This window comes from Oceanicoccus sp. (genome assembly GCF_029238675.1).
Lineage (GTDB): Bacteria > Pseudomonadota > Gammaproteobacteria > Pseudomonadales > Dasaniaceae > Oceanicoccus.
Genome location: NZ_JAQWFR010000013.1, coordinates 27,768 through 53,348, shown reverse-complemented (window position 1 = coordinate 53,348; position 25,581 = coordinate 27,768). Strand labels below are relative to the sequence as shown.

Genomic DNA, 25,581 nt, shown 5'->3' with positions numbered 1-25,581 from the left:
TCGCCGGTTTCACCAGCTAACTTATCAACCTTCTGTTGGGATTTTTGTGCGGCGGTCGTTTTTGCCTGACCAACTTTTAATACAGCGTCAACTGTATTGGCTTGGGCTTGTAAGCCCATTAGCGCGCCAAATGACATAGTCATGGCAAACGCGATCGTTTTGAATCGATGCATATTCATGGGGATTGCATTTCCTTCAGGAATGTTTGAAAAAGCAGATTTAATAAAACCGGACCTTTGTATTACGAAATAGCCTTTGCGGCTCAGTAACAGCGACGCATTTTAATATTAAGCTTTCTAAAGAAGCAACGCTCTTTAGACACTTTATTAATAGAAATATTCTAAAATTTCAGCTGTGTAGTGAAGTGACAAAATCCCGAGTATATCGGTATCAAAAAAGCCAAATCCGGTAACATATAAAAAAGTTGTGAAAAATTACCATTTCTATAAAGCACCGCCTGAGCCTGAATGTTAGCGTCCCTTTTAGACGCTCTGATCAAGGAATAAGCAAGATGTTTGTTTTTTAATCATTGCAACCATAAACCGCAAAGCTATAGTCGTATGGATTTGGACCTTCGGCGGCAAAATCTTCCCTGGAAAGGGGATTCCAGAGGGATAAATCCAACTCAGGGAAGTGGGCATCACCTTCAACTTCAGCATGAATCAGGGTCAAATATAGCCTCTCTACCCGGTCTAACATGTCGGTATAAAGTTGGGCGCCGCCGATAATCATCACCTCATCAGCACCCTCTACGATAGCCACACTTTGTGCCAATGTTAGAGCTTCATCAATACTGTGGGCAACGCGCACACCGTCAGCGGTCCAACTTGGCTGAGTGGTCACCACGATATTGGTTCGCCCAGGCAGCGGTTTACCGATGGATTCATAGGTTTTGCGGCCCATAATAATGGGCTTGCCCATGGTGACGGCTTTAAAATATTTAAGGTCGTTAGGCAGATACCAGGGTAGCTGGTTATTGCGGCCAATGACCCTGTTTTCTGCCATGGCAACAATCATGGCTATGCGTACTTCAAACTCTTCACTCATAACTAACACTTTCTCTTATTTGCATGGCGCCGCCTCTTAACCACACCTGTCATTCCCGCGCAGGCGGGAACCCAGACTGCATGCCACTCAGGCCAGTAGATTCCCGCCTGCGCGGGAATGACTGGGATTCTACACAGCAATAGGCGCTTTAATTAACGGGTGCGGCTCATAGCCCTCAAAGGCAAAATCCTCAAAGTCATATCCAAATATCGAACCAGGTTTACGCTTGATGACCAGCTTGGGCAATGAGCGCGGCTCACGCTTAAGCTGCTCAAAAGCAATCTCATCCGTTAGATGGTTGCTATACAGGTGGCAGTCACCAAAGGTATGAACAAAGTCGCCCACTTCCAGATCGCATTGCTGGGCCACCATATGGGTTAGCAAGGCATAGCTGGCGATATTAAAAGGCACCCCTAAAAACAGGTCAGCGCTGCGCTGGTAGAGCTGGCAGGACAGCTTGCCGTCCAGTACATAGAACTGAAATAAAGTATGACAGGGAGGCAGCGCAGCGCGACCTTGCTCGGCATTTTCTTGCGGGCCAATGGATTCATCGGGCAGGTCCGCCGGGTTCCAGCCACTGACAATCAGGCGGCGAGAGTCGGGCTTGGTTTTAATCGTGCGAATCAAATCGCTGATCTGGTCGATGGTGGAGCCATCGGGGCATTCCCAGCTGCGCCATTGCTTGCCGTAGATGGGGCCCAGGTCGCCATCAGGCAAAGCCCACTCGTCCCAAATCGATACGCCACGTTCTTTTAACCAGTTGTTATCGGTACTGCCATTTAAGAACCAGATCAGCTCATAAATAATACTTTTCAGGTGAATTTTCTTGGTGGTTACCAGCGGAAAACCTTCGCTTAAGTCAAACCGCAGTTGGCGGCCAAATACAGAACGAGTGCCCACACCGGTTCTGTCGCCTTTATCGGTACCGTTATCAATGACGTCCTGAATTAATTCCAGATATTGTTTCATGCCTTGTTAAACCTCATTGCGCTATTTTTTGCGTTTGTTCTTTTTAGATCTTTTGGTTTTTGTTACCGCAGTAGATTTTGGCGCCGGCGGAGCTGATGCATGGCGGTAAGCATAAACAATCAGCAGTATCCCCGCGACTATCATCGGCAGTGACAGCAACTGCCCCCGGGTTAACCAACCAAAAGCATCAAAGCCAATATGGCCATCGGGCTGGCGGAAAAACTCAACGATAAACCGAAAGCAGCCATAAGCCACCATAAAGACTCCGGACACTGACCATACTGGCCGCGACCGGCGAGAGAAACCGTAGACAATTAAAAAAAGTAATAACCCTTCCAGGCCTGCCTGGTATAGCTGCGAAGGGTGGCGGGCCAAACCGCTGGGGTCAGCGGGGAAAATCATCGCCCAGGGTACTAGCTCAGGGTCTGCCTGGCGGCCCCATAATTCCTGGCCAATAAAATTACCGATACGGCCAAAGCCCAAACCGAGCGGTACTATTGGCACTACAAAGTCCAGCATCTGGCCCGGCTGTAAGTTCAGTCGGCGAGCATAGATGATCATCGCCACCATCACCCCCAAAAAGCCACCATGGAAGGACATGCCCCCTTCCCACACTTTTAATAGCCACAGGGGGTTATCTAAAAACTTATCAAAGTTGTAAAAAAACACATAGCCAAAGCGCCCACCTAACACTACCCCTAAGGCACCGTAAAAAATCAGGTCATCTATCTGTTTGCGATTGATAGGCGTGTAATCAAAACCGGCGCGACGTGAGGCCAAAAACCAGGCAGAGGCAAAGGCCAGTAAATACATTAGTCCATACCAATGTATTGAAATGGGCCCTAGTGAAACCGCCACCGGGTCGAAGTTGGGGTGTGTAAGCATGCTGCCAGTTATCATCGCTAATTCGAGAGGCGCCTATTATGCCGCAAGCCAAGCCCACACCCAACAGCCAGCGTGATAAACTGCCGCAATGTGCTTAATTTTATTCGCTTATCAACATCATCCTGACTTTCCTTTGATCGTTGCTGCCAATCGTGATGAGTTTTACCAGCGTCCAACCCAGGCTGGGCACTTTTGGCCAGAGGCACCGTCGCTGTTTGCCGGCAGGGATTTGGAAGCTGGCGGAACATGGATGGGGGTGAATAAGCAGGGGCGCTTTGCCGCAGTCACTAATTACCGGGAAAACACTGTGGTACCGGCTGATGCCATTAGTCGCGGCAATTTATGTAGCGATTTTTTGCGCAGCGATAACAATACGGTCAGTTACCTGCAGAGTATTGATCAGCAAAAACAGCAGTACGCCGGTTTTAATTTATTGGCGGGGACAATGAATCAACTCTATTACTATTCCAATCGCCAGGGTGAGATTAAACCGCTGGCCCCAGGGGTTCATGGCTTAAGTAATAGCTTGTTAAATACCAGCTGGCCTAAAGTGGATACGGGTGTGGCGAGCCTTGAAAATATCATTGCCTCGACGACAGACCCGAAACAAATACTCACGCTGTTATTGGACCAGCAACGGGCCAGTGACCATGAACTGCCCAGCACCGGTATTGATATTGAAATGGAAAGGATGCTGTCCAGCCGATTTATTCAATCGGAAAACTATGGCACGCGCAGTTCAACGGTTTTATGTGTTGATCGTAATGGCGGGGTTGCGTGGCTTGAACAAAGTTTTGATGCTAAAGGGGCAACTAGCGGGATACGCTCACACAGTTTCTAGCATACCGTCATTCCCGCGAAGGCGGCAATCCAGCCTGCATGCTTAATGCGCTGAGTCTACCATCATCGCTTTAGCTAAACGCTGGGAGCTGGATTCCTGAATCGACTGCTCCATATACTCGCGAATTTCTGCAGCATTTTCCAAGGTCATCACATGGGCCAGCATTTCTTTGGCTTTTTTCATGCTGATATTACGAATGACTGATTTTACTTTTGGCAAAGTGGTGGCGTTCATCGATAACACATCGTAACCCATGGCCATTAATAACACGGCCGCACCTGGCTCACCGGCCAACTCACCACAAATACTCACCTTGCGCCCTTCTGCATGGCCATCGTTAACCACATGTTGCAGGGCCTGCAATACCGCAGGGTGAAAGGTCTGGTATATATCAGCAACACGAGCGTTATTGCGGTCAACAGCTAGCAGGTACTGAGTTAAATCATTAGAGCCTACGGAAAGAAAACCAACCCGTTTGGCAAATTGCCTGGCCTGGTAAACTGCGGCCGGCACTTCAACCATCACACCAATTAATGGCAACTCCAATTCAAAATCCAACTCTTCTACCAATTCATCATGAGCCCGGTAAATTAATTCCAACGCCTCTTCCAATTCCGGCACGCTGCTAATCATTGGTAGCATGATGCGTAAGTTACCCAAGCCCGCATTGGCTTTCATCATCGCTCGTACTTGCACCAGGAAAATTTCCGGGTGATCAAGTGTGACTCGGATACCGCGCCAACCTAAAAAGGGATTATCTTCTTCGATGGGGAAATACGGCAGCGATTTATCACCACCAACATCCAGCGTTCGCATAGTCACCGGCATAGGGGCAAAAGCTTCTAACTGGTCGCGATATATTTTGCGTTGCTCTTCTTCACTGGGAAAACGTTCGCGCAATAGAAAAGGCACTTCAGTACGAAACAGACCGACACCTTCGGCACCTCGATCTAACGATCTGGCAATATCGGCCTGCAAACCGGTATTCACCCAAAGCGGCAAGCGATAATCATCGGTGGTAACACAGGGCTCATCTTTTAAAGCTTCCAGTTCTTTTGAAAACTGTAGTTCTTCTTCATAGATAGTCTGGAAACGATGTTGCAGTTCTGCGGAAGGGTTGAAATAAACATGACCGTTGTAGCCATCAAGAATAATTTCACTGCCTTCAATTTGGGTATAGGGTAAATCCACAGCACCCATCACTGTGGGTATGCCCATTGACCGCGCAAGAATGGCAACATGGGAATTACTGGAACCACGAACGGAAATCAGGCCCACTAAATTTTCAGGGGGAACTTCGCCCAACATGGAGGCTGTCAGCTCTTCACCCACTAAAACTGTGCGCTCGGGATAATCTACAGGCCCGCTATTAGCAGCCTGTAAATACGATAACACCCTGCGACCTAAATCTTTTACATCAGTAGCCCGCTCTTTTAAGTAGGCATCTTCCATCATTTCAAAGGTGCGAACGTGTTTAAGAATAACTTTACTTAAAGCACCCTGGGCCCACTCACCCTGAAGAATATGTACATCCACTTCAGCGGCCAGGGCGTCATCGGCTAACATACTTAGATAAACATCAAACAGTGCCCGCTCTTCTTTCGCCAGACGGGTTGCCAGTTTGCGCCCCAGTGCTTTGATATCTTCCCTAACGGCCTCTAAACATTCATGGAAAAAATCCAGCTCATCCTGAATATCTTTGCTGCGACGCATTGGCACGGAGTTAAGGTCAGCGGTGGGCGCCACTACAATCGCATGACCAATGGCAATACCCGGCGCACCGGCCACACCGCGAAACCTGGCACTGCCCTGACGCTCGCCGCTATCATCCAGCGCAACTAATAAACCCGTCGCCTGGGCGTGGGCAATAACACCGGCTAACTGCGCGGAAACCGTTACCAGAAAAGCTTCATCATCTTCATCAAACCGGCGGCGGGTTTGTTGCTGGATAACCAGCACACCCAACACATTGCGCTGGTGGATAATAGGCACACCCAAAAATGCACTGTAGCGTTCTTCGCCAATACCGGGCATAAATAAAAACTGGGGATGGGACTCGGCGTTTTCCAGGTTGAGCGGCTCTTCTCGTGCCGCTACCTGACCGACCAGACCCTCGGTTGGGGCCATGGAAATTTTACCGACAAATTCTTTATTCAGACCTTCGGTGGCACTAAAGACATAGCGACCCTGGGTCGATTCGCGCAGGTAAATAGAGCAAACTTCTGTGCCCATCGTATCTTGCACTCGCGCCACGGTAATATCTAATACCGATTGCAAGTGGTCGGCAGTATTTACTTCCTGAACAATACTGCGTAGCGAGTCGAGCATGTTTTTTTGCATTTAGTTAACTCTTAGTCCTTGTTGGTCGTTCTCAGTCATTTTGCGCAGCCGCATCAACAACCATGCGGCTGTGTCTGGGCGCCAATTCTTTTAGTGCGCGACGATAGACTTCGCGCTTAAAAGGAATGACCTGACCCAACGGGTACCAATAACTGGCCCACTGCCAGCTATCAAACTCCGGCTTATGATCGTTATCAAAACGAACACTGGCATCGTCCGCTAACATCCGTAACAAAAACCATTTTTGTTTTTGACCAATGCACAGTGGCTTGCTATCCCGGCGGATCAGGCGCTGCGGCAAACGATAACGCAACCACCCCCGGGTACAGGCCACTACTTCGACATCTTTTGCGGTTAACCCGACTTCTTCTTTTAGCTCGCGGAATAGCGCCTGCTTTGCGCTCTCCCCTTCTTGAATACCACCTTGCGGAAACTGCCAAGCGTCTTGCCCTACTCGCCTGGCCCATAATACTTCGCCTTTGGCGTTGGCTATTATTATGCCAACATTGGCGCGAAACCCCTCTGAATCAATCAATGGCTACTCCAAAACTCTCGCAGTGGTTGTCTTGCCGATGGTTAATTGGACGGCAAGTTAGGCTGCAAGGCCATATTACAAAGCATCTATTGTTCCATAAATCGGGGATTTATAGAAATCGGATGATTTTTCAGGCTGCTATGGGGCTTTCGGGGATGCAAAAGAACATCGTCACCAGTATGCTATGCGGCCATTACAAACTGATGACACTGACCTTTTGGAGCAGCTTCTGTGACCCTTGCCATTTTTGATCTCGACAATACTCTTTTAGGTGGGGACAGCGACCATGCCTGGGGCCAGTTTCTGGTAGATCAAGGCATAGTCGACGCTGATGCCTACCAAAAGGCCAATGATTACTTCTTTGAGCAGTATCAGCAGGGGGCGATGAATGTCTTTGAATTTCTGGAATTTGCTCTAAAGCCCCTGTCTCAACACCCTAAAGCGCAGCTGGATGCCTGGCATCAGTTGTTTATGAAGCAGGTGGTTGCCCCGATGCGTCTAACCAAGGCAGATGCCCTGCTAAAGAAGCACCGCGACCAAGGTGATTTTCTGCTGATTATTACGGCCACCAATCGTTTTGTGACTGAGCCAATTGCCGAAAGTATGGGTGTTGATCATATCCTGGCGACGGAGCCTGAATTTATTGATGGTGCCTATACCGGCAGGGTGGCGGGTACGCCTTGTTTTCAGGCAGGCAAGGTTGAACGGTTGAATGAATGGCTGGCGGAAACCAGGCATTCGTTGGAGGGGAGTTACTTTTATAGTGACTCCAGGAATGATTTGCCTTTGTTGGAGATTGTGGATTACCCGGTGGCGGTGGATGCGGATGAGGCCTTGACTCAGTATGCTGAGAGTCAGGGATGGCCGGTGATTAGTTTGAGATAACACCGTCATTCCCGCGAAGGCGGGAATCCAGCCTGCATGCTTATGCTGTTATTTCCGCTAAAGCGGAAATCTACAGCACTGGATTCCCGTCTTCGCGGGAATGACGGTTAGCTTGCCGTCAGCACCCGGGCAAACACTGCCTTTAAATACTCCGTTTCGGGAATAGCCGGATGCACTGGATGATCAAAGGTTTGTCCGCCCTGCTCCAGAATTTGAATATCGCGGTCAAGGTGACGGGCGCAAGCTCTTAAAATATCCGTTAGCCGATCGCGACCCAGATGCATGGAGCAGGAGCCGGACACTAAAATCCCGCCTTTATTAAGCAAACGGATCGCCAACTCATTAGCACGTCGATAAGCCTGTTCCCCACTTTTAATATCTTTGCGCTTGGGAATAAACGCCGGCGGATCAATAATCACCACATCAAAACGCTCGCCTTCATCTTTTAGCATTTTCATGGCATCAAAGGCATTGCCTTGCAGCGTTCCTACATTTTCCCTGACGCTATTTAATTCAGCATTGACTTCAACCTGGTCAAGAGCAAACTCGGATGCATCAACACAGAGAACCGACTCTGCACCGAATGCTGCCGCCTGCACCCCCCAACCGCCAACATAGCTAAACACATCCAATACACGTTTGCCTTTTACATAGTCAGCCAAACGAGCGCGACTGGCACGGTGGTCATAAAACCAACCGGTTTTTTGCCCATCAAAAACCGGGATATTAAAATGCACACCATTTTCAATAGCGGGCACTTGCTTAGGCACTTCGCCATAAGCCACTTCTACATACTCCGGTAACTCTTCAGCCTTTCTAATGCGTGAATCATTTTTCAGCAAAATGCCAGAGGGCTTTAATGTCTGCACCAAAGCTTCTATCAATTCATCTTTTACCAACTCCATACCAACCGTAGCAATTTGCACAACCAGCACATCACCAAAACGATCCACCACCAAACCCGGTAAAAAGTCACTGTCCCCATACACTAAACGGTAATAAGGTTGATCGGTGACGGCTTCACGCAGGCTTAAGGCGATATTTAAACGATGAACGAATAATGACTTATCTAAACGGTATTTGGTTTCGCGACTGAATAAGCGTGCGCAGATTAAACTGTGGGGGTTGATATAGGCCACACCCATCGCTTTGCCGGTGGCACTTTCTACAGCAATTTGCTGGCCCGGCTCAAAATTTTTCAGCGGCGTTTTATCAACATCCACTTCGTTGCTGTAAATCCAAAGATGACCTGCCCGCAAGCGCCGGTCGGCATTGGCTTTGAGTTTTAATACTGGGAGTTGATTTGTCATGGGGCCACTTGTCGCCATCTATTTTGTCATTCCCGCGGAGGCGGGAATCTACAATGCTGGGTTCCCGCCTTCGCGGGAATGACGGGGGAGTAAAAAAAAGCCCCGCTTCAGCGAGGCTCTTATTATCGTGTCGCTAAATTGCTTACTCTTCTTCGCAAGAAGCAATATAGTCTTCAGCGCTTAACAGATTTTCCAGCTCAGTAGTATCCGATGGTTTTATTTTATAAAACCAACCGTCGTGATAAGGATCGCTATTGACCGTCTCTGGTTCTTCTTCCAACACCTCATTCACCGCAACCACTTCACCGGCTATTGGCGCATAGATATCAGAAGCCGCTTTTACCGACTCAACCACACCGGCCTCATCGCCAGCGGCAAGGCTGGCACCCACATCGGGGTTTTCAACAAATACCACATCACCCAACGCTTCCTGAGCATGATCACTGATGCCGACCGTTACGGTACCGTCATCTTCCAAACGCGCCCACTCATGGCTGCTGGCATATTTTAGTTCGCTTGGCGTGTTGCTCATGGATAAACCTCTAATACTTAAATAGGGAGACTAATGCGGTGCATTCTACCGTTGGAAATGGGAATTACAAGCCGCTAATACCAGGCTTGGTAAATAAATACTGACTAGCGCCCGGCAGATTGCCGCACCGCCTGAATCACCGGCAGCAGGCCCACCAAAATCAGGGTTAAGGCGGGTAGCGCCGCACGCTGCCATTCCCCCTCCGAGGTCATTTCATAGATGCGTACTGCCAGGGTGTCCCAGCCATAGGGACGCAGTAATAGCGTGGCGGGCATTTCTTTCATTACATCCACAAACACCAATACCATGGCGGTTAATAAACCCGGGCGAAGAATGGGTAGGTAGACCTGCCATAACAGGGACCAGCCACTACTGCCCAAGCTACAGGCGGCCTCCGGGATGCTGGGGCGAATACGCTGCAAACTGGAATCCACCGGGCCATTGGCCACGGCTAAAAAGCGCACCCAGTAGGCCGCCAATAAGGCAAACACACTGCCCAGTAATAAGGGCTTGGGTGGCAGGGACAACCACTCGAATACCGGTGCTATTAATTGATTATCGATAAAGGTAAAAGACAGCATAATACCCACCGCCAGCACCGAGCCGGGCAGCGCATAACCCAGGGTACCCAAGTCATAGAAAGTGCGTAAACGGGCTTTGGCACGGCGGCGACTAAAGGCCAGTAACAAGGCCAGGGCAACCGTTAATACTGCAGCAGAACCACCTAATAATAGAGTGCGCCACAATAGGTTAAGGTAACGGGCATCGATTAACTCCAGACCCTCTACCAATACCCATTGCAGTAATTGCAGCACCGGTAAAATAAAGGCAATCAACATCACCACACTACAGAACGCAGTGGCGGCAAAGGCTTTTAAGGGAGATAGCTGCTGGCGGAAACGATGCTGCTTACGGCCAGACTGGGTATAGCTGCGGCGGCCGCGACTTTGCTTTTCCGCCATCAAGGCCAAAGCAACAAACAATAGCAACAGGGAAGCTAATTGCGCAGCGGCCTGCAAATTAAACAGGCCGAACCAGGACTTATAAATCGCAGTAGTGAAGGTATCGTAGTTAAACACCGCCACGGTACCGAAGTCCGCCAGTGTTTCCATAATCGCCAGCGAGCTGCCCGCCACAATAGCAGGCCGCGCCATCGGCAAAGCCACCCCAAAAAAAGCGCGCCAGCGGTTGGCTCCCAATACTCTGGCCGCTTCCATCACATCGGTGCTTTGCGCCAAAAAGGCACTGCGGGCGAGCATATACACGTAGGGATAAAACACCAGCACCAGTACCGCTATCACCACCGCTTCATGGCGCACATCGATATAGCGATAGTCACTGCCCAGCCAGGCATGCAAACCCTGTTGCAAGGGGCCGGCAAAATCAAAAATACCCAGCACCACAAAGGCCAGTACGTAGGCAGGCATGGCCATGGGCAGCATCAGGCCCCAATCCAACCAGCGCCGACCAGGAAATTCACACATCACGGTTAGCCAGGCCAGGCTAACACCCAATACGGTGACACCCACACCCACGCCGATAACCAGCACCAGTGTATTGCGTAACAACGTAGATAATTGGGTAGCGATAAGGTGCTGCCAGGTTTCCGTTTGGTCTGAACCCCAGCTCCATAAAATAACGATCAACGGCGCCATTGCCATTAGCACGGTAAAAATACCGGCTACTTTGACCACAGTATTTAACCGGCGAAAACCTTGCCCATTAGTAGCCATCCCCCGATAAGGGTGACTTGAAGAGAAGGAGGCGGGAAGTGGGTTAGCCATTAGGTAAATACACTATCGGTAACCCACTCGATCCATCAATTTAACGGCAGCAGCTTGCAGGCGACCGGCTTCGCTAACATCAATCTGGTCACCCTTAAATAAACCCCAGGCCTGCAACTCGGCATTCATTTCAACGCCGGGGTTAACCGGGTATTCCTGGTTTAAGTCCATCAACATGCGCTGGGCTTCGGGGGTGGTAAGCCATTCGATTAACTGCTGCGCCAAAACCTTATTTTGGCTGGCACGGGTAATACCCACACCGGAGACATTGACGTGAACACCACGACCTTGTGCCCCTTCACCCTGCTGGTTTGGCCAGAATAAGGCCAGTGGTATTTCGGGCTTTTGCTTCTTCAGTCGACCATAATAGTAAGTGTTTACTATCCCCACTTCACACTGTTCAAGGGCTACGGCTTCCATCACCTTGGTGTCGTTAGAAAAAGGATCAAGGGCCAGATTGTCGACCCAGCCCGCTACAACCTGCTCGGCCTGCTCTTCACCCAGAGTGGCGATCATGGTCGCCACCAGGGATTGGTTATAGACTTTTTTGGAGGTACGAAGGCATAGGCGGCCTGCCCATTCTGGCTGGGCCAGGGCCTCATAGGTGGAGAGGTCTGAGGCGGATAGTGTATCCGTGTTATATACCATGGTGCGAGCACGGATAGTCAGGGAGAACCAACTGTTATCTCGACCCCGCAGGTGCTTCGGCACGTTGCTATTGAGGATGGCGGATTCAACAGGCTGCAATACACCTACTTCCGTTGCCTGCCACAAGTTACCGGCATCCACCGTCATTAACAGGTCAGCCGGAGAATTCTCGCCCTCGGCCTGCAGGCGGGTTAATAATGGCCCGGCCTTGTCCGTCACATAGCGAACCACCACACCAGTCTGCTCGGTAAAGCGGTCAAATAGGGGCTTGATTAAGTGTTCTTTGCGAGCGGAATAAACCAATAACTCAGGGGCCGGTTGCTCTGGCTCAGCACAGGCGACCAACAATATCAGTAAAGACAGCAAACTATAGCGGAGACCACGACGCATTGAATAAACCCCTGAGGCTGAAATGGATAGAATAACAAGCCGTTAATGATAATTATTATCATTAACGTTTGCAACACTCTACCGCAACTAATTGGTGGGGGTATTCAGTAAAGTTATAAACCCATCGCCTGTCTTATTAGCTGGTTTTTTAACGGCGGCGTTTTATTTAACCAACGCATACCGACATTGCGCGCCCAACGAATAGGGAGTGCCGGCTGTTCAAATAAACGCTTAAAGCCTTCCATCCCCGCCATGGTCGACAGGTTTGCCGCTTTGCGTCGGCGTTGATAGCGCTCAAGCACAGCTAGCGAGCCCGGGTTTAATTGCCGCTGCTGCGCCCGCAATAACTCTTCACTTAAAGCCAGTGCATCCATTAGGCCAAGGTTTACACCCTGTCCCGCTAACGGATGAATAGTGTGTGCCGCATCGCCGATCAAAGCCAAACCGGTTTTGACATAATCCACCGCATGACGTTGGCGAAGCGGGAAACTAAAACGATGGCTAACTTCTAACACTTCCCCTAAGGTATTTTCAAAAGCAGTGCCCAAAGCGGCTGAGAAATCTGCATCATCTAACGCCATTAAATTTTCGGCATACGAGGGAATAGCCGACCAGACGATTGAACAGTATTGTTGATGATGATCCGCAGTGGACAAGGGTAAAAACGCCAGCGGTCCTTCAGGTAAAAATCGTTGCCAGGCGGTTTGTTGATGGGAGTTTTCATTTTTAACCGTGGCTACAATGGCGTCGTGGCCATAATCCCACTCACGCATTTCCATACCAGCCAGGTTGCGCACTTTAGAATTGGCGCCATCAGCTGCGACTAATAAAGCGGCATCCAGTGTTCGACCATCATCAAGTAATAGCTGATAACTACTATCATCGCCCGATTGAATAGTTTCCAGTTTGGCGGGGGCAATAAAATCAATGTTATTGTACTGTTGAATTTTTTGCAGCAAAGCTTTGGAGGTAATTCGGTTTTCTACAATATGCCCCAACACAGGTTGGTTAACATCCTGCGCATTGAAGTGGATATTGCCAGTGCCCTCCGCATCCCATACATGCATTTCTCTGTAAGGGCTCACTCGGCGGCCAGCAATAAGCTCCCACACACCCATGCTGTTTAAAAAGTTTTTGGAGGCAAGGGTTAACGCACTGACTCGCGCATCAAAACCATCAATAGCCTCTGACTGTTCTGGCCAGTCAGTATTAAGTGGCTGCGCCTCTATAACAGCGACCTTAAGGTCACTGCCACCCAAGGCACAAGCCAATGCGCCACCAACAATACCTGCGCCAACAATGATGACATCATAGGTTTTTACGCTATTCATGATAAGTGATGACCTAGTGCGGCACCATCATGCAAACCTGCGGCATGATGAATAAACTGAGATTTTAATGGTGGAGCAATATCAAGCACTCCCAAGCCAAGACCGCGAAATAAACTTAAAGCCCATTGCTTGCGGGTAAATAAAGCCGGCAACTGATCGGAGAAGGTAATGGTTTTTTGTTGATCAAGGTATTGCTGTTGTTGATAGCTTTGCAATAAGCCCAGATCACCCAGAGCGTGTTTTTGCTGATAAGCTTGCGCTAACACCTGGGTTAAGCGCGCACAGTCACGCAACGCCAAATTAAAACCCTGGCCGGCAACAGGATGCAGTGAATGTGCCGCATTGCCCATCACCACAATACCAGAGCGTACCTGCTCTTGCGCCTCAACCAGTTTTAACGGATAGCTAAAGCGGTCACCCACGCGAATAAACTCGCCCTGACGATGACCAAAGCGTTGCTGCAAGGTCTGTAAAAATTCCGCTTCATCACAGCTTAATAGATGTTGAGCTTGATCATTGGGCAAGCTCCATACTAAGGCAGAGCGAGGCTGGCTAAGCTCGCTATCACTTAGTGGTAACAAAGCCATTGGACCCTGGTCAGTAAAACGTTCATAGGCGCAACCATTATGGGCCTTGGTAAAACTAACATTGGCGACCAGTGCTGCCTGCTGGTAGTTATGCTCTTTAGTGCTGATCCCCAGCTTTTCCCGTAAACCCGAATTGGCACCGTCGACAATAATGGCCAACTGGGCACCAATGGTTTTTTCACGATCATGTTGCTCTACAGTTAACTCAACCCCTTGCTGTTGAGGGTTAATGCTTTTTACAGATGCCGGAGCAAGGAATTCAATATTATTGTTTTTATGCAGTGCATTAAGTAATACATTACCCAGCCATGCATTTTCAACCACACCACCCAGGGCAGGCCAATCTACATCTTCCGAGTGCATTATGGTTGAGCCCGGCTGACCTCGCTCTGACACATGAATACTTTTTATTCCTGCATTATGCCTGGCTAGCAGTGGCCAAACACCCAAGGGCTCAAGAATTAACTGGCTGCTATAAGACAGTGCTGTTGATCGTGCATCAAAGCTTGGGCTATAGGTTGGGGCTTCCGAGGATTTTTTTTCAGCAACAGGGAAGCTTTCTACCACTAAAATACGTAGCTGTTGTTGACTATGGCAACTTAACTGCAAAGCCAGACTGGCGCCCACCATACCACCACCGGCGATAACAATATCGTAAGTGTCAGTACTAAAGGTCATTAGGCAGCACTCTCGTTCATTAAGACTTCAATCTCTTTAACGGTTTTAGGGACATCTTTAGTTAAGACTTCACAGCCGTCTTTGGTAACGACCACATCGTCTTCAATACGAATACCAATACCGCGCCATTTTTTGGCCACTTTTTTATTGTCGGTAGCAACATAGATACCAGGCTCAACGGTCATGGCCATACCTTCTTCCAGCACGCGCCATTCATCGCCGACTTTATAATCACCCACATCATGCACATCCATACCTAACCAATGACCGGCGCGGTGCATATAAAAATCTTTATAGGCTTCTTTTTCTATTAGCTTGCTGACTGTGCCTTTGAGTAAACCTAACTCAACTAAACCTTTGGTAATCACTTTCACGGTGGCATCGTGGGATTGATTCCAATGATTGCCAGGCTTGATGGTTTTAATAGCGGCAAGCTGCGCTTTTAATACCAATTCATAAAGCGCTTTTTGTTCTTTGGAAAATTTTCCATTGGCGGGAAAGGTGCGAGTAATATCAGCGGCGTAATGTTCCAATTCACAACCGGCGTCGATCAAGACTAAATCACCGTCTTTAATCACATCGCGGTTTTCTGTGTAGTGCAAAATACAGCCATTTTTACCAGCACCGACAATAGAGTTATAAGCGGCAAAGCGTGCGCCATTGCGACCAAACTCATGCTGTATTTCTGCTTCCAGTTGATACTCTGCCACACCGGGTTTACAAAGTTGCATAGCACGCACATGCGCAGCCGCTGAAATTTGACCGGCCTTTTTCATCACTCGCACTTCGGCGGCACTTTTATATAAACGCAAGTCATGCAGCAAGTGGTCTAAATCTAAAAACTCCCCCGGAGGATGTGCACCGGTGCGAACTTGTGAGCGAATCACATTCACCCACTTCATTACCTTGCGATCAAATTCAGCGTGGCGACCCATGGCGTAATAGACCCGCTCGCGGCCTTCAATCAGGCCTGGCAAAATATCATCGATATCACTGACTGGAAAAGCATCATCCGCCGCATAGTCGACGGTTGCACCTTCTGGCCCTGCGCGGTAACCGTTCCATAATTCCATGGTGGGGTCGCGGTCGCGGCAGAATAAAATATATTGGCCATGTTTACGGCCGGGTAATAACACCAGGACGGCATCGGGCTCGGCAAAGCCGGTCAGGTAATAAAAGTCGCTGTCCTGACGAAAGGGATAATCCACATCGCGGTTGCGGATGGTTTCGCGGGCCGCGGGCACGATGGCAATACTGTCCGGCTCCATTTGAGCCATCAGGTTTTTACGGCGCCGGGCAAATTCTTTTTTGCTGATCTTCATAAGTGCCTTTTCTTAACTTTTGTCATTCCCACCTTCGCGGTAATGACGTTTCTGCGCAAATAACGACTGTAACAAGCCCGAACCTTAATGCAACTTATTATCCGACTTGCCAAACAAATTATTCACTGTGCCGACCGCATCGGGTTTGGCTTCAGCGCTCTCGCCCGCAGCCGTTTTTGCGGCATGGGCACATTCCATATAAATCGTAATCGCCGCCAACCTTAAGTATTCTGTTATCTCAAAAATATTCTGCTCACTTTGGTTCAAGTCGGTATCGTCATCACCAAGACTAATCTGGCTAATCGCCGCAAGGTCACTTAAAGCCTCAGACACATCTTGAGAATACTGTTGCTGCCCCTGCTGCTCGGCAATCGCTTTTCCCCCCTGGGCGAAACCCGCCATAAAACCCTGGCACCACTGACCAATCGAATCCACCCGCTGGGTGATTTCCGCAGCATCGTCAGGTAGCAGCATTTGCAGCCCCATTTCACCGGCTTTCAAGTAACCATGGGTAGCGCCATATAAAGCCAACAATACCTTGGCATCGCCTTCATTAGGTGGCTCCACCGCATCAATAAATACCTCCGCCTGCTGTAACCAGACTTCAGGTTGCAACTCTTCACCCACGGCGAGCTGGCCAACCAAATAACCATGGAGCTGCGAAGGAGACTGCATCCCCCCTAAGCGCCAGTAAACATCGGCAAGTTGGTCAAATTCAGGCATAGGGATTTCGGTCGACATGGGCTTCTCTACTTATAACGTGGATACAATTGAGCGGCGAATAGTACCGACTCATTAAGGCAAAATCGACCAAGCTTTAAGCAAGGATTTATGCGAAGGGCCTCCCATAGTGATAAATATTTTTCAAATATTCCCTATACCATTGAAATTTAAACACTTTATTAAATTGACCACCCGCCCATGCACAACTATATTTAAGCAGTATTTTTATAATTATTATTTTAACTCCCTAGTTAGGCTCGGCGGAAATAAATGGCAGACCCACAATTAAAAGCTTTATCGGCCAAGATCAACGATTTGATTCAACTGTGTGAACAACTGGACCAGGAAAACCGGACCCTAAAGGCGGATGCTGCGGGCTGGGTTGATGAGCGCGAGTCACTGGTCGAGAAAACTGAAATCGCTCGTAACAAGGTCGATTCGATGATATCCCGCCTAAAAATGCTTGAACAAGAATCTTAAATATCAGCAATACCGCAGTGATACTGTAGTAACACTGTAGTAACACTGTAGTAAAACGTAATTGAGGCAAGAACCGTGAGCAATGAGACTGTAATCGTCAAACTACTGGACAAGGAGTATCAAGTCGCCTGTCCTCCTGGACAACAGGAAGCCTTGGCTCAGTCTGCCCGGTATCTGGACCAGCAAATGCGTAATATCCGCGCCAATGGCAAAGTGATTGGCCTTGAGCGTATTGCCGTTATGGCGGCGTTAAACATCAGCAATGAATTAATTCAGCAAGATGGCGATTCAGCCCCAGCGGACGATAACGCCAAAGCCCCAGGCAGCGCCCAGTTAAAAAACCTTAACTCTAAACTAGATGAAGCCCTGCACCGTTTTCGTCAGCTAGAAATCGGCTAACACCGTCATTCCCGCGCAGGCGGGAACCCACACTGCATACTTATGCTGTTATTTCCGCCAAGGCGGAAATCTACAGCGCTGGATTCCCGCATGCGCGGGAATGACAGATGTTTTATTACTAGCCGCCTATTTCTCAGTTATAATCGCTGCTGCTCCCTGGGATATTTGCCAGACAGCTTAGACCCCTGAGCCGATGCGCATTACCCCCGGAGGTTTTAGTGCTATTGGCGTGCATGCCTGCTCGACGGGAAGCCCGATATAGCACGGGAACCACCACCTTGAACCGTTGGGTTCAAGGGCCATGTTGTCAGCGGTATTCTGGGAAGCTCTTATTTTACGCCTCACTGAAGAGCGATTATCTTGGAACCAGTGTCCACATCACGCCAGCAACTGCGCCAAAGCCTCAGATCCAGGCGCCGGGCACTATCGGAACAACAACAGCAGATAGCCAGCCAGCAACTTGAGCGTCAGGTCAGCGGTGCTGAACTCTTTGGCCGCCACCAGGATATCGCCTTTTACCTGGCCAATGATGGCGAAATTGACCCCCTCCCCTTATTGCTTATGGCACACCAGCAAAATCGTCGCTGCTACCTGCCTGTGGTAGCAGGTGATGAACTATGGTTTGTCCGCTACCAACCTGGTGATCGCCTGACCCCCAATCGCTTTGGCATACCGGAGCCCGCCGACAACAGCCAACGTATAGATGCCTTTGAACTGGATATGGTGTTCTTACCGCTAGTGGGTTTTGACCGCCATGGTGGGCGATTAGGAATGGGAGGAGGTTTTTATGATCGCTGTTTTGAAAACAGCCAGCTTATACCGAAGATGAAACAACCGCACTTGGTGGGCTTGGCGCATCAGTGCCAGGAAGTAGAGTTATTAGAACAGGAGAGCTGGGATATTCCGCTGCCAACCATTGCTACTGACAGGGAAGTGATTAACTAAAGCTAAGCCCATAACATCTGTAAAGTTCCGGTTACCACCGTACCTACACTAAATAAGATAACGGTTACTGCTAGTGCATCTACATTTTTAGTCATATTCTATTCCCCTGACAAACGCTGTTTAATTGGCTGTTTTGCCGTTGCCCTTTAAAACTAAAGAAAAACCGAACCGCCTGCAAAGCCCTGTTTGCTATCTTGTGACGGCCGCTTTATAAGCTGTGTTAACCCGGTCGCAAAAGAGCGTTATTCCCGGCTGCGCGGGAACAACGGTTCGCTACGACGCATGGCGATACATAACGGCGATTGCCTGGAGTGTTTCAAGAACCGTGCCAGAGGGGCAGGAAAGGGGGAGGCTTTTTATTTTAGTAATATTTTCAAACAGTTAAATACTTCCGTCTTAAGCTGCAGCAGCTAATAGGGCTAACCCCCGATTAAGCCCCGCACTAAATAACACCAACTTGACCTCGGCTATGCACCGGTTTGGCCACTTAAAAATAGCTGGTAAGCGGGGTTATCTGTCTCTTCCTGATAGGAATATTGCAACTGGGTAAAAAAAGCCTCCAGCGATTTACGGTCAGCCCTGGAGGCCTGCAAGCCCACCAAAACACGACCATAGGCCGCACCGTGATTTCGGTAATGAAACATCGAAATATTCCACTGCTGGCCCAGCCTGCTTAAAAAGTTTAGCAAGGCGCCGGGGCGCTCTGGAAACTCAAAGCGATAGACCACTTCTTCTGGCACTTCAGCCGGTGCATGCCCACCCACCATATGACGAATATGCAGCTTAGCCATTTCGTTATCGGTTAAATCCATCACCGGGTATTGTTTTGCCTCAAGGCCGGCGATAAGTTCTTCGCGATCATTGCCCCCGGGGGTGACCTGCACTCCCACAAAAATCTGTGCATCACGCTGGTGACCATAGCGATAATTAAACTCGGTGATATTGCGCTTACCTAAAGCCGAGCAAAACTTTTTAAAACTGCCGGGGCGCTCGGGGATGGTAACGCTGATAACCGCTTCGCGCTTTTCACCAATCTCGGTGCGCTCAGAAATATAACGCAGGCGATCAAAGTTGGTATTGGCACCACTTTCAATCGCCACCAGGGTTTGGCCTTGCACATTATTTTGCTCAACGTATTTTTTTAAGCCGGCCAGGGCCAGGGCGCCAGCCGGTTCTGCGATTGAGCGGTTGTCATCAAAAATATCTTTTATGGCCGCGCACATTTCATCCGTGCTGGCGGTAATGACCTCATCAACGGTTTTACGAATCACCCGAAAAGTTTCTTTGCCTATTTGCGCTACCGCTACACCGTCGGCAAAAATACCGACATGGGGCAAGGTGACGCGTCGGTTTTTTTCCATCGCGGCTTTTAAACAAGCGGCATCTTCCGGCTCAACACCAATCACTTTGACATCGGGACGAACGTATTTCACATAGGCGGCAACACCCGCCAATAAACCTCCGCCACCCACCGGTACAAAGATCGCATCCAGGGGGCCGCTAAGTTGGCGCAAAATTTCCATGCCGATAGTGCCCTGCCCGGCAATCACATCAGGATCGTCATAAGGGTGGATATAGACCAGGCCTTTTTCTTCAACGAGTTTTTTGGCATGGGTAGACGCCTCATCATACGTGTCACCATGGAGCACCACTTTGGCACCGCGGCTACGTACAGCATCCACTTTAATTGCCGGTGTGGTTTTGGGCATCACGATAATCGCCTTAACCCCAAGCTTTAACGCTGCCAGGGCAAGCCCCTGGGCATGGTTACCCGCAGAAGCTGCAACCACTCCCCTGGCCAACTCCTCATCACTGAGATGCATCATCTTGTTGTAAGCGCCACGGAGCTTAAAAGAAAAAATCGGCTGCAAGTCTTCCCGCTTTAATAAAATATGGTTGTTAAAGCGCTTACTCAGTAATGGAGCTTCATCTATGGGCGTCTCGATAGCGACATCGTAAACACGGGCATCGAGGATTTTCTTGATATAACGCTGTGGCATTGGGCAACTCTCTCCTGTAAAGCATGCATACTAATACCTTAAGACGAAAAATTCAGCACAATCTCCCATCTATTAGTAGCCGATCATTCATAGCAACCCTATAATGGCGACCTTCACTAGCTCAGCTATAAGGCCGCCATCAATGACGACAATGACAATGTCCCAAGACGAACTCAAACAAGCCGTTGCCCGTGCCGCCCTGGATTACATCAAGCCTAAAATTGAAGACGACAGCGTAATCGGTATTGGCACCGGCTCAACCGCTAATTACTTTATTGATTATCTGGCGGAGATCAAAGGCCAGGTCAATGCCACCGTTGCAAGCTCCGAGGCCTCCGCTGAGCGACTGAGGAAACACGGCATTCCCGTATTTGACTTAAATGCGGTGGATGAAATCACCGTCTATGTCGATGGTGCCGATGAGTCTGACCCACAACTTGCCTTGATTAAAGGCGGTGGCGCCGCCTTAACCCGCGAGAAAATTGTAGCCGCCGTGGCCAAAGAGTTTGTTTGCATTGCCGATGGCAGCAAGCTGGTCGATCAGCTGGGGCAATTCCCACTACCGGTAGAAGTGATCCCCATGGCCCGCAGTCATGTGGCCAGGGAGCTGGTCAAATTGGGAGGTGACCCGGTATATCGTGAAGGTGTTGTTACCGACAACGGCAATATTATTCTCGACGTCTTTAACTTTATGATCCCCAATCCCGGCGAAACCGAGCAAAAGATTAATAATATTACCGGTGTCGTTACCAATGGTATATTCGCCACCAGGCCAGCAGATATATTGCTGCTGGCCACCCCCGATGGCATTAAACGATTAAGCTGATTACCATCAGCCCCCGCCAAGATCAAAATATCTTCATTAAACAGATATAAATAGCTGCCAACATAACGCATTACTAGAGATTACTCCTATACTTACGAGTCAAATATGTTAAGTAATCCCTGTCGAAAGTGTTAAATCGGGTTACCCTGTTTACCGTCAAATTTATGTAGGTGTACCGTTAATGAAAAGTCTTAATGTCGGTCAACGATTAGCCATTCTGGTGGGTATTCCACTGGTTATTATTGTTGCACTGGTTGTCTCATCCCTATCCTCTTTTTCTGTTATAAATCAAGGTGTTGGAAGAATTTATGACGACAGGCTAGTCCCCCTGACCCAGCTTAAAAGCACGATGGATGGCTATACCGCTATCATCAATGCAATCAACAAAGCGGACAACGGCCTGGTCAGCCCGGACCAGGCATTGCTGGAATTAGAACGGGGTCAAAAGGTGATTAAAGACAATTGGGCGCAGTACACCAAAGGCGCCCTTAACACCGATGAAAGCCAGACCGTTAGAGCCACTGAAGCGCTGTTTCCGGATGCTGAAGGTATTATTATCGAAGCCGCTGAAATGCTGGCAGAGATGGGTGACACGCTGCAGTTTGATGAAGGCGGCAACACTTTAATTACCGACTACAACAGCGGCCTGTTTGAGTCTATAGACCCTATCGCCGAGCAAATTGCCACCTTGATTGAACTGCAATTAAAGATAGCCAGGCAGGAGCGCACCGCTGCCCAACAGGTTTACGATGACTCTTTGAGTGTTTCGATTACCGTGGGTGCTGTCGCTATTATTATTATGGTTGCCTCCGGTGTATGGGTAGGCCGCAGCATCTCGGGCCCGCTAAATGAACTACGCACCCTGATTGAGCAGGTGGACCGCGACCAGGATCTCACCGTTAAAGTCTGCATTGAGCAAAAAGATGAAATCGGCCAGGTTGCCAGCGCTTTCCAGCGGATGATGGATAAATTCCACGACATTATTGAAGATGTGGGCACGACTAGTAGCCAGCTGCAGGTCTATGCCAGCATCCTGTCTAATACCACCGAGTTGACCCGTGAAGGCGTCACCGTTCAAAACCGTGAAACCGACCAGGTAGCCATCGCTTCCACCGAAATGACCAACGCAATTGAAGAAGTTAACCGCAATGCCCAACAAGCAGCTGAAGCGGCGACGGAAGCCAACCGTGAAACCGACGAAGGCACACAAATTCTTGAGCAGGCTATTCACTCTATTAACAGCCTTTCCGCCCGTATTAATAATGCCAGTGATGTCATCAATCGGGTTGCCGATGACAGCTCGACTATCGGATCGATACTGGATGTTATTCGCAGCATTGCCGAACAAACCAACCTACTGGCCTTAAACGCAGCTATCGAGGCGGCGCGAGCCGGTGAACAGGGCCGGGGCTTTGCGGTTGTAGCCGATGAAGTGCGCTCACTGGCGCAACGGACTCAAGAGTCCACGCAAGAAATTCAGGAAATGATTGAGCGCCTGCAAGACGGAACTCAAGACGCGGTTAAGAATATGGCCGATGGTACTGAGGTAATGGAACGCACCGTTAGCGAAGCAGAAAAAGCGGGCGCCTCATTAATGGCTATTTCCGGTGCGGTTTCAATGATCACAGAAATGAACAGCCAAATTGCTACCGCCACCGATGAACAGATGTCGGTATCCCAGGAAATTTCTCGCAATGTGGTTAATATTTCTGATGTAGCCAAAAGTTCTGAGCACCAGATTAAAGAGGTGGATCAGGCCAGTACTGAGCTTAAGGAAGCTGCCAGTCACTTGGCTTCAATGGTCAATGAATTTACCACTTAGATTCCACCACCCGTCGTTCCCGCGACGGCGGGAATGACGGTGGTTTCTATAGTGATTAAATCACCCAAACTGGCTTTTAAGCGGTCACCATTTTGCAAAGGGCCAACCCCCGCCGGTGTGCCGGTCAAAACCACATCACCCGGCAGCAAGGTAAAACTCCGGCTAATCTCTTGTAACAAAGTCACTACAGAAAATAACATACCACCAGTATTACCAGATTGCTTTAACACGCCATTGATCTCCAGCTGGATATCCAAAGCCTGAAGATCAACACCATCGGCTTCTATAAAAGCCGACAAAGGACAAGAGCCATCAAACGCCTTTGCTCTTTCCCAGGGCTGGCCTTTTGCTTTTAACTCATCCTGAACATCACGCAGTGTTAAATCCAGACCTAATGCAATACCAACAACCGCCTTCTCTACTTGCTGTTCTGAGGCCTGCGTTAAAGGCTCACCAATTAATATCGCCATCTCCAACTCATGATGGCAGGCGCCGAGGTTCTGGGGTATGGCAATAGGTTGATACATAGAAACAGCTGCCGTTGCTGGCTTAATAAATAACAGCGGCTGCTTAGGGACTGGATTATTTAATTCTTTGGCATGGTCGGCATAGTTACGACCAACGCAGACAATTTTACCTAACTGATCGGTGCAGAGAATATCTGAAGCTAATTGATGACTATATGTTTGCAATAGGAAAACCTCAAAGCACCGTCATTCCCGCGCAGGCGGGAATCTGGGTCCCCGCCTGCGCGGGGACGACAAAGGGTTAATCAAATATTTTACCCGGGTTCATGACACCATTCGGGTCAAAAACCTGTTTTACCTGCTTCATTAGAGCAATTTCAATCTCACTGCGCGAATAAGGCAAATAGGCTTTCTTGGTCAGCCCCACACCATGTTCAGCTGAGACACTGCCCTGATATTTTTCAACAATCTCAAAGACCCACTTGCTCACTCTATTACACTGCTCAAAAAATTCTTCTTTCGCCAAATCATCAGGCTTAAGAATATTTAAATGCACATTGCCATCGCCAATATGGCCAAACCAGATAATTTCAAAATTGGGGTATTCTTTATTCACCACCGCTTCGACTTCCGATAAGAAATCAGGGATTTTTGAAATTACCGTAGAAATATCGTTTTTATAAGGCGTCCACTGGGAAATGGTTTCAGAAATATCTTCCCGCAAGCGCCATAAAGTATTCAGCTGCTCAATGCTTTGGCTCATGGTGCCATCTAATACCCAGCCCTCTTCCATACAGCGCTCAAATAAACTCATCGCTAGCGCTTCTGTTTCTTCATTAGTATTTTCAAATTCTAATAAAGCATAAAACTCAGCTTCTGTTTCAAAAGGGCGCTGTAAGTCTGCATGGGCTACCACTTTCTGCAGCGCTTTTTCTGAGAAAAATTCAAAAGCGGTTAAATCCATTTCAGACTGGAAGGTATTTAAAACATCCATAATCGCTGAAAACTCGGGAACGCCCAATACCAATGCTGTTAGATTACTTGGCTGGCGTGATAAACGCATAGTCGCCTCAACCACAAAACCTAAAGTCCCTTCGGCACCAATAAACAGTTGGCGCAAATCATAACCGGCATTGTTTTTCATCAGGCCGCGATTGAGGTCAACTATATCGCCATTGCCAGTAACAACTTTTAAGCCCGCCACCCAATCGCGGGTCATGCCGTATTTAATCACCTTAATACCGCCGGCATTGGTGCTGATATTGCCGCCGATTTGACTGGAACCACTGGAGGCAAAATCCACCGGATAGAACAGGCCCTGCTCCTCGGCGTACATTTGTAACTGCTCAGTAATAACGCCCGCCTGACAAATTACACTGCGATCAACCGGATCAAAATCGGAGATCTGGTTCATGTAATCAAAAGCCACCACAATCTCACCGTTAGCCGCCACTGCACCGGCAGATAAACCGGTACGACCACCGGAAGGCACCAGGGCCAACTTATGCTCATTGGCCAGGCACACAATAGCTTGTACCTGCTCTATTGTCTTTGGAAAGACAATGGCGCTGGGCTGGGGCTGGTAGACCTTGGTCCAGTCAGTGCCAAAGGTAGCTAGGGCCTCGTCATCCTGACGCACTTTATCGGTACCAACAATCTGTTGCAGTGAATCCAGCACAGCGGCTGATAGCGTGGGTATTTCGCTCATTTATAGACCTTATGGGGTAAACGGGTGGTAGCAGAATAAGACGGGTATGATACCATACGCGCCTTTTTGCAAAACATCCCTTTTTCAACCGATTATTAATCGCCTTGTTACCTCAGGAGCCAGCCGC

General features: G+C 49.0%; 23 protein-coding genes and 1 other RNA gene. 8 read left to right on the top strand and 16 right to left on the bottom strand.

Going from position 1 to position 25,581, the window contains the following annotated elements; all coding sequences use genetic code 11:
• Nucleotides 1-522: 522 nt before the first annotated feature.
• The 3 genes from P8H32_RS04880 to lgt all read right to left on the bottom strand — a co-directional run bounded on the left by P8H32_RS04880 (nt 523) and on the right by lgt (nt 2,901).
• A complete protein-coding gene (locus P8H32_RS04880) occupies nt 523-1,047 on the bottom strand; it encodes a dihydrofolate reductase (protein ID WP_297290911.1) in 525 nt (174 codons plus the stop codon).
• Between the two features lie 129 nt (nt 1,048-1,176).
• Complete coding sequence (locus tag P8H32_RS04875; protein WP_301088600.1) at nt 1,177-2,016, bottom strand: thymidylate synthase; 840 nt, start codon at nt 2,014-2,016, stop codon at nt 1,177-1,179.
• A gap of 21 nt (nt 2,017-2,037) precedes the next feature.
• Nucleotides 2,038-2,901, bottom strand: coding sequence for a prolipoprotein diacylglyceryl transferase (gene lgt, locus P8H32_RS04870; protein WP_297290913.1), 864 nt, complete (start codon nt 2,899-2,901; stop codon nt 2,038-2,040).
• 88 nt (nt 2,902-2,989) lie between these two features.
• On the opposite strand from lgt, the gene P8H32_RS04865 reads away from it, so the two are divergent.
• Nucleotides 2,990-3,742, top strand: coding sequence for an NRDE family protein (locus P8H32_RS04865; RefSeq protein WP_301088599.1), 753 nt, complete (start codon nt 2,990-2,992; stop codon nt 3,740-3,742).
• A gap of 42 nt (nt 3,743-3,784) precedes the next feature.
• Here P8H32_RS04865 and ptsP read toward each other — a convergent pair whose 3' ends face one another.
• The gene (gene ptsP, locus P8H32_RS04860; protein ID WP_297290917.1) at nt 3,785-6,070 is read right to left on the bottom strand and encodes a phosphoenolpyruvate--protein phosphotransferase; all 2,286 of its coding nucleotides are present in this window, start codon (nt 6,068-6,070) and stop codon (nt 3,785-3,787) included.
• A gap of 43 nt (nt 6,071-6,113) precedes the next feature.
• Complete coding sequence (locus tag P8H32_RS04855) at nt 6,114-6,617, bottom strand: RNA pyrophosphohydrolase (RefSeq protein WP_297290915.1); 504 nt, start codon at nt 6,615-6,617, stop codon at nt 6,114-6,116.
• Nucleotides 6,618-6,848: 231 nt separating this feature from the next.
• Between P8H32_RS04855 and P8H32_RS04850 the strand changes: the two genes are divergently transcribed.
• Complete coding sequence (locus P8H32_RS04850) at nt 6,849-7,502, top strand: HAD family phosphatase (RefSeq protein WP_301088598.1); 654 nt, start codon at nt 6,849-6,851, stop codon at nt 7,500-7,502.
• 107 nt (nt 7,503-7,609) lie between these two features.
• On the opposite strand, the gene P8H32_RS04845 is transcribed toward P8H32_RS04850, so the two are convergent.
• The 8 genes from P8H32_RS04845 to P8H32_RS04810 form a co-directional block, all read right to left on the bottom strand.
• Nucleotides 7,610-8,812: a class I SAM-dependent rRNA methyltransferase gene (locus P8H32_RS04845; protein WP_301088597.1), complete on the bottom strand. Its 1,203-nt coding sequence runs from the start codon at nt 8,810-8,812 to the stop codon at nt 7,610-7,612.
• A 142-nt stretch (nt 8,813-8,954) separates the two neighbouring features.
• Nucleotides 8,955-9,344 carry a glycine cleavage system protein GcvH gene (gcvH, locus tag P8H32_RS04840; RefSeq protein WP_297293175.1) on the bottom strand — a complete coding sequence of 130 codons (390 nt, stop codon included), beginning with the start codon at nt 9,342-9,344 and terminating at the stop codon, nt 8,955-8,957.
• A 104-nt stretch (nt 9,345-9,448) separates the two neighbouring features.
• Nucleotides 9,449-11,128: an iron ABC transporter permease gene (locus P8H32_RS04835; protein WP_297293174.1), complete on the bottom strand. Its 1,680-nt coding sequence runs from the start codon at nt 11,126-11,128 to the stop codon at nt 9,449-9,451.
• Between the two features lie 12 nt (nt 11,129-11,140).
• Nucleotides 11,141-12,166, bottom strand: coding sequence for an extracellular solute-binding protein (locus P8H32_RS04830; protein WP_297293173.1), 1,026 nt, complete (start codon nt 12,164-12,166; stop codon nt 11,141-11,143).
• Nucleotides 12,167-12,279: 113 nt separating this feature from the next.
• Nucleotides 12,280-13,497: an FAD-dependent monooxygenase gene (locus P8H32_RS04825; RefSeq protein ID WP_301088596.1), complete on the bottom strand. Its 1,218-nt coding sequence runs from the start codon at nt 13,495-13,497 to the stop codon at nt 12,280-12,282.
• Entirely contained in the window at nt 13,494-14,762 is a 1,269-nt protein-coding gene (gene ubiH / locus P8H32_RS04820) for a 2-octaprenyl-6-methoxyphenyl hydroxylase (RefSeq protein WP_301088595.1), read from the bottom strand. The genes P8H32_RS04825 and ubiH overlap by 4 nt, the downstream gene beginning before the upstream one ends.
• On the bottom strand, nt 14,762-16,084 hold the full coding sequence (gene pepP, locus P8H32_RS04815) for a Xaa-Pro aminopeptidase (protein ID WP_297293170.1): 1,323 nt from the start codon (nt 16,082-16,084) through the stop codon (nt 14,762-14,764). The genes ubiH and pepP overlap by 1 nt, the downstream gene beginning before the upstream one ends.
• Before the next feature lie 84 nt (nt 16,085-16,168).
• Entirely contained in the window at nt 16,169-16,825 is a 657-nt protein-coding gene (locus P8H32_RS04810) for a UPF0149 family protein (RefSeq protein ID WP_301088594.1), read from the bottom strand.
• Nucleotides 16,826-17,077: 252 nt separating this feature from the next.
• On the opposite strand from P8H32_RS04810, the gene P8H32_RS04805 reads away from it, so the two are divergent.
• The 4 genes from P8H32_RS04805 to P8H32_RS04790 all read left to right on the top strand — a co-directional run bounded on the left by P8H32_RS04805 (nt 17,078) and on the right by P8H32_RS04790 (nt 18,631).
• Nucleotides 17,078-17,287, top strand: coding sequence for a TIGR02449 family protein (locus P8H32_RS04805; RefSeq protein WP_297293168.1), 210 nt, complete (start codon nt 17,078-17,080; stop codon nt 17,285-17,287).
• Nucleotides 17,288-17,362: 75 nt separating this feature from the next.
• The gene (locus P8H32_RS04800) at nt 17,363-17,686 is read left to right on the top strand and encodes a cell division protein ZapA (protein ID WP_297293167.1); all 324 of its coding nucleotides are present in this window, start codon (nt 17,363-17,365) and stop codon (nt 17,684-17,686) included.
• A 150-nt stretch (nt 17,687-17,836) separates the two neighbouring features.
• A non-coding RNA gene (gene ssrS, locus P8H32_RS04795) (6S RNA) lies at nt 17,837-18,015 on the top strand.
• 40 nt (nt 18,016-18,055) lie between these two features.
• A complete protein-coding gene (locus P8H32_RS04790; RefSeq protein WP_297293166.1) occupies nt 18,056-18,631 on the top strand; it encodes a 5-formyltetrahydrofolate cyclo-ligase in 576 nt (191 codons plus the stop codon).
• A gap of 467 nt (nt 18,632-19,098) precedes the next feature.
• Here the strand turns inward: P8H32_RS04790 and ilvA are convergent, their stop codons facing one another.
• The gene (gene ilvA / locus P8H32_RS04785; protein ID WP_301088593.1) at nt 19,099-20,631 is read right to left on the bottom strand and encodes a threonine ammonia-lyase, biosynthetic; all 1,533 of its coding nucleotides are present in this window, start codon (nt 20,629-20,631) and stop codon (nt 19,099-19,101) included.
• A 157-nt stretch (nt 20,632-20,788) separates the two neighbouring features.
• On the opposite strand from ilvA, the gene rpiA reads away from it, so the two are divergent.
• Complete coding sequence (gene rpiA, locus P8H32_RS04780; protein ID WP_297293176.1) at nt 20,789-21,457, top strand: ribose-5-phosphate isomerase RpiA; 669 nt, start codon at nt 20,789-20,791, stop codon at nt 21,455-21,457.
• A 181-nt stretch (nt 21,458-21,638) separates the two neighbouring features.
• Entirely contained in the window at nt 21,639-23,279 is a 1,641-nt protein-coding gene (locus tag P8H32_RS04775; protein ID WP_301088592.1) for a methyl-accepting chemotaxis protein, read from the top strand.
• On the opposite strand, the gene P8H32_RS04770 is transcribed toward P8H32_RS04775, so the two are convergent.
• Both P8H32_RS04770 and P8H32_RS04765 read right to left on the bottom strand, forming a co-directional pair.
• A complete protein-coding gene (locus P8H32_RS04770; protein WP_297293163.1) occupies nt 23,276-23,971 on the bottom strand; it encodes a fumarylacetoacetate hydrolase family protein in 696 nt (231 codons plus the stop codon). The two genes, P8H32_RS04775 and P8H32_RS04770, sit on opposite strands and share 4 nt — an antisense overlap.
• Nucleotides 23,972-24,047: 76 nt before the next feature.
• Nucleotides 24,048-25,454 carry an FAD-binding oxidoreductase gene (locus tag P8H32_RS04765; RefSeq protein ID WP_301088591.1) on the bottom strand — a complete coding sequence of 469 codons (1,407 nt, stop codon included), beginning with the start codon at nt 25,452-25,454 and terminating at the stop codon, nt 24,048-24,050.
• Between the last annotated feature and the right edge of the window lie 127 nt (nt 25,455-25,581).

What these genes read in the sequence shown, in the direction of transcription:
- P8H32_RS04865 (WP_301088599.1), top strand. Translation starts at nt 2,990, where the DNA reads ATGTGCTTAATTTTATTCGCTTATCAACATCATCCTGACTTTCCTTTG.
- ptsP (WP_297290917.1), bottom strand. Translation starts at nt 6,070, where the DNA reads ATGCTCGACTCGCTACGCAGTATTGTTCAGGAAGTAAATACTGCCGAC.
- gcvH (WP_297293175.1), bottom strand. Translation starts at nt 9,344, where the DNA reads ATGAGCAACACGCCAAGCGAACTAAAATATGCCAGCAGCCATGAGTGG.
- P8H32_RS04880 (WP_297290911.1), bottom strand. Translation starts at nt 1,047, where the DNA reads ATGAGTGAAGAGTTTGAAGTACGCATAGCCATGATTGTTGCCATGGCA.
- lgt (WP_297290913.1), bottom strand. Translation starts at nt 2,901, where the DNA reads ATGCTTACACACCCCAACTTCGACCCGGTGGCGGTTTCACTAGGGCCC.
- P8H32_RS04775 (WP_301088592.1), top strand. Translation starts at nt 21,639, where the DNA reads ATGAAAAGTCTTAATGTCGGTCAACGATTAGCCATTCTGGTGGGTATT.
- P8H32_RS04835 (WP_297293174.1), bottom strand. Translation starts at nt 11,128, where the DNA reads ATGGCTAACCCACTTCCCGCCTCCTTCTCTTCAAGTCACCCTTATCGG.
- pepP (WP_297293170.1), bottom strand. Translation starts at nt 16,084, where the DNA reads ATGAAGATCAGCAAAAAAGAATTTGCCCGGCGCCGTAAAAACCTGATG.
- P8H32_RS04805 (WP_297293168.1), top strand. Translation starts at nt 17,078, where the DNA reads ATGGCAGACCCACAATTAAAAGCTTTATCGGCCAAGATCAACGATTTG.
- P8H32_RS04825 (WP_301088596.1), bottom strand. Translation starts at nt 13,497, where the DNA reads ATGAATAGCGTAAAAACCTATGATGTCATCATTGTTGGCGCAGGTATT.
- P8H32_RS04875 (WP_301088600.1), bottom strand. Translation starts at nt 2,016, where the DNA reads ATGAAACAATATCTGGAATTAATTCAGGACGTCATTGATAACGGTACC.
- rpiA (WP_297293176.1), top strand. Translation starts at nt 20,789, where the DNA reads ATGTCCCAAGACGAACTCAAACAAGCCGTTGCCCGTGCCGCCCTGGAT.
- P8H32_RS04845 (WP_301088597.1), bottom strand. Translation starts at nt 8,812, where the DNA reads ATGACAAATCAACTCCCAGTATTAAAACTCAAAGCCAATGCCGACCGG.
- P8H32_RS04810 (WP_301088594.1), bottom strand. Translation starts at nt 16,825, where the DNA reads ATGTCGACCGAAATCCCTATGCCTGAATTTGACCAACTTGCCGATGTT.
- P8H32_RS04765 (WP_301088591.1), bottom strand. Translation starts at nt 25,454, where the DNA reads ATGAGCGAAATACCCACGCTATCAGCCGCTGTGCTGGATTCACTGCAA.
- ilvA (WP_301088593.1), bottom strand. Translation starts at nt 20,631, where the DNA reads ATGCCACAGCGTTATATCAAGAAAATCCTCGATGCCCGTGTTTACGAT.
- ubiH (WP_301088595.1), bottom strand. Translation starts at nt 14,762, where the DNA reads ATGACCTTTAGTACTGACACTTACGATATTGTTATCGCCGGTGGTGGT.
- P8H32_RS04830 (WP_297293173.1), bottom strand. Translation starts at nt 12,166, where the DNA reads ATGCGTCGTGGTCTCCGCTATAGTTTGCTGTCTTTACTGATATTGTTG.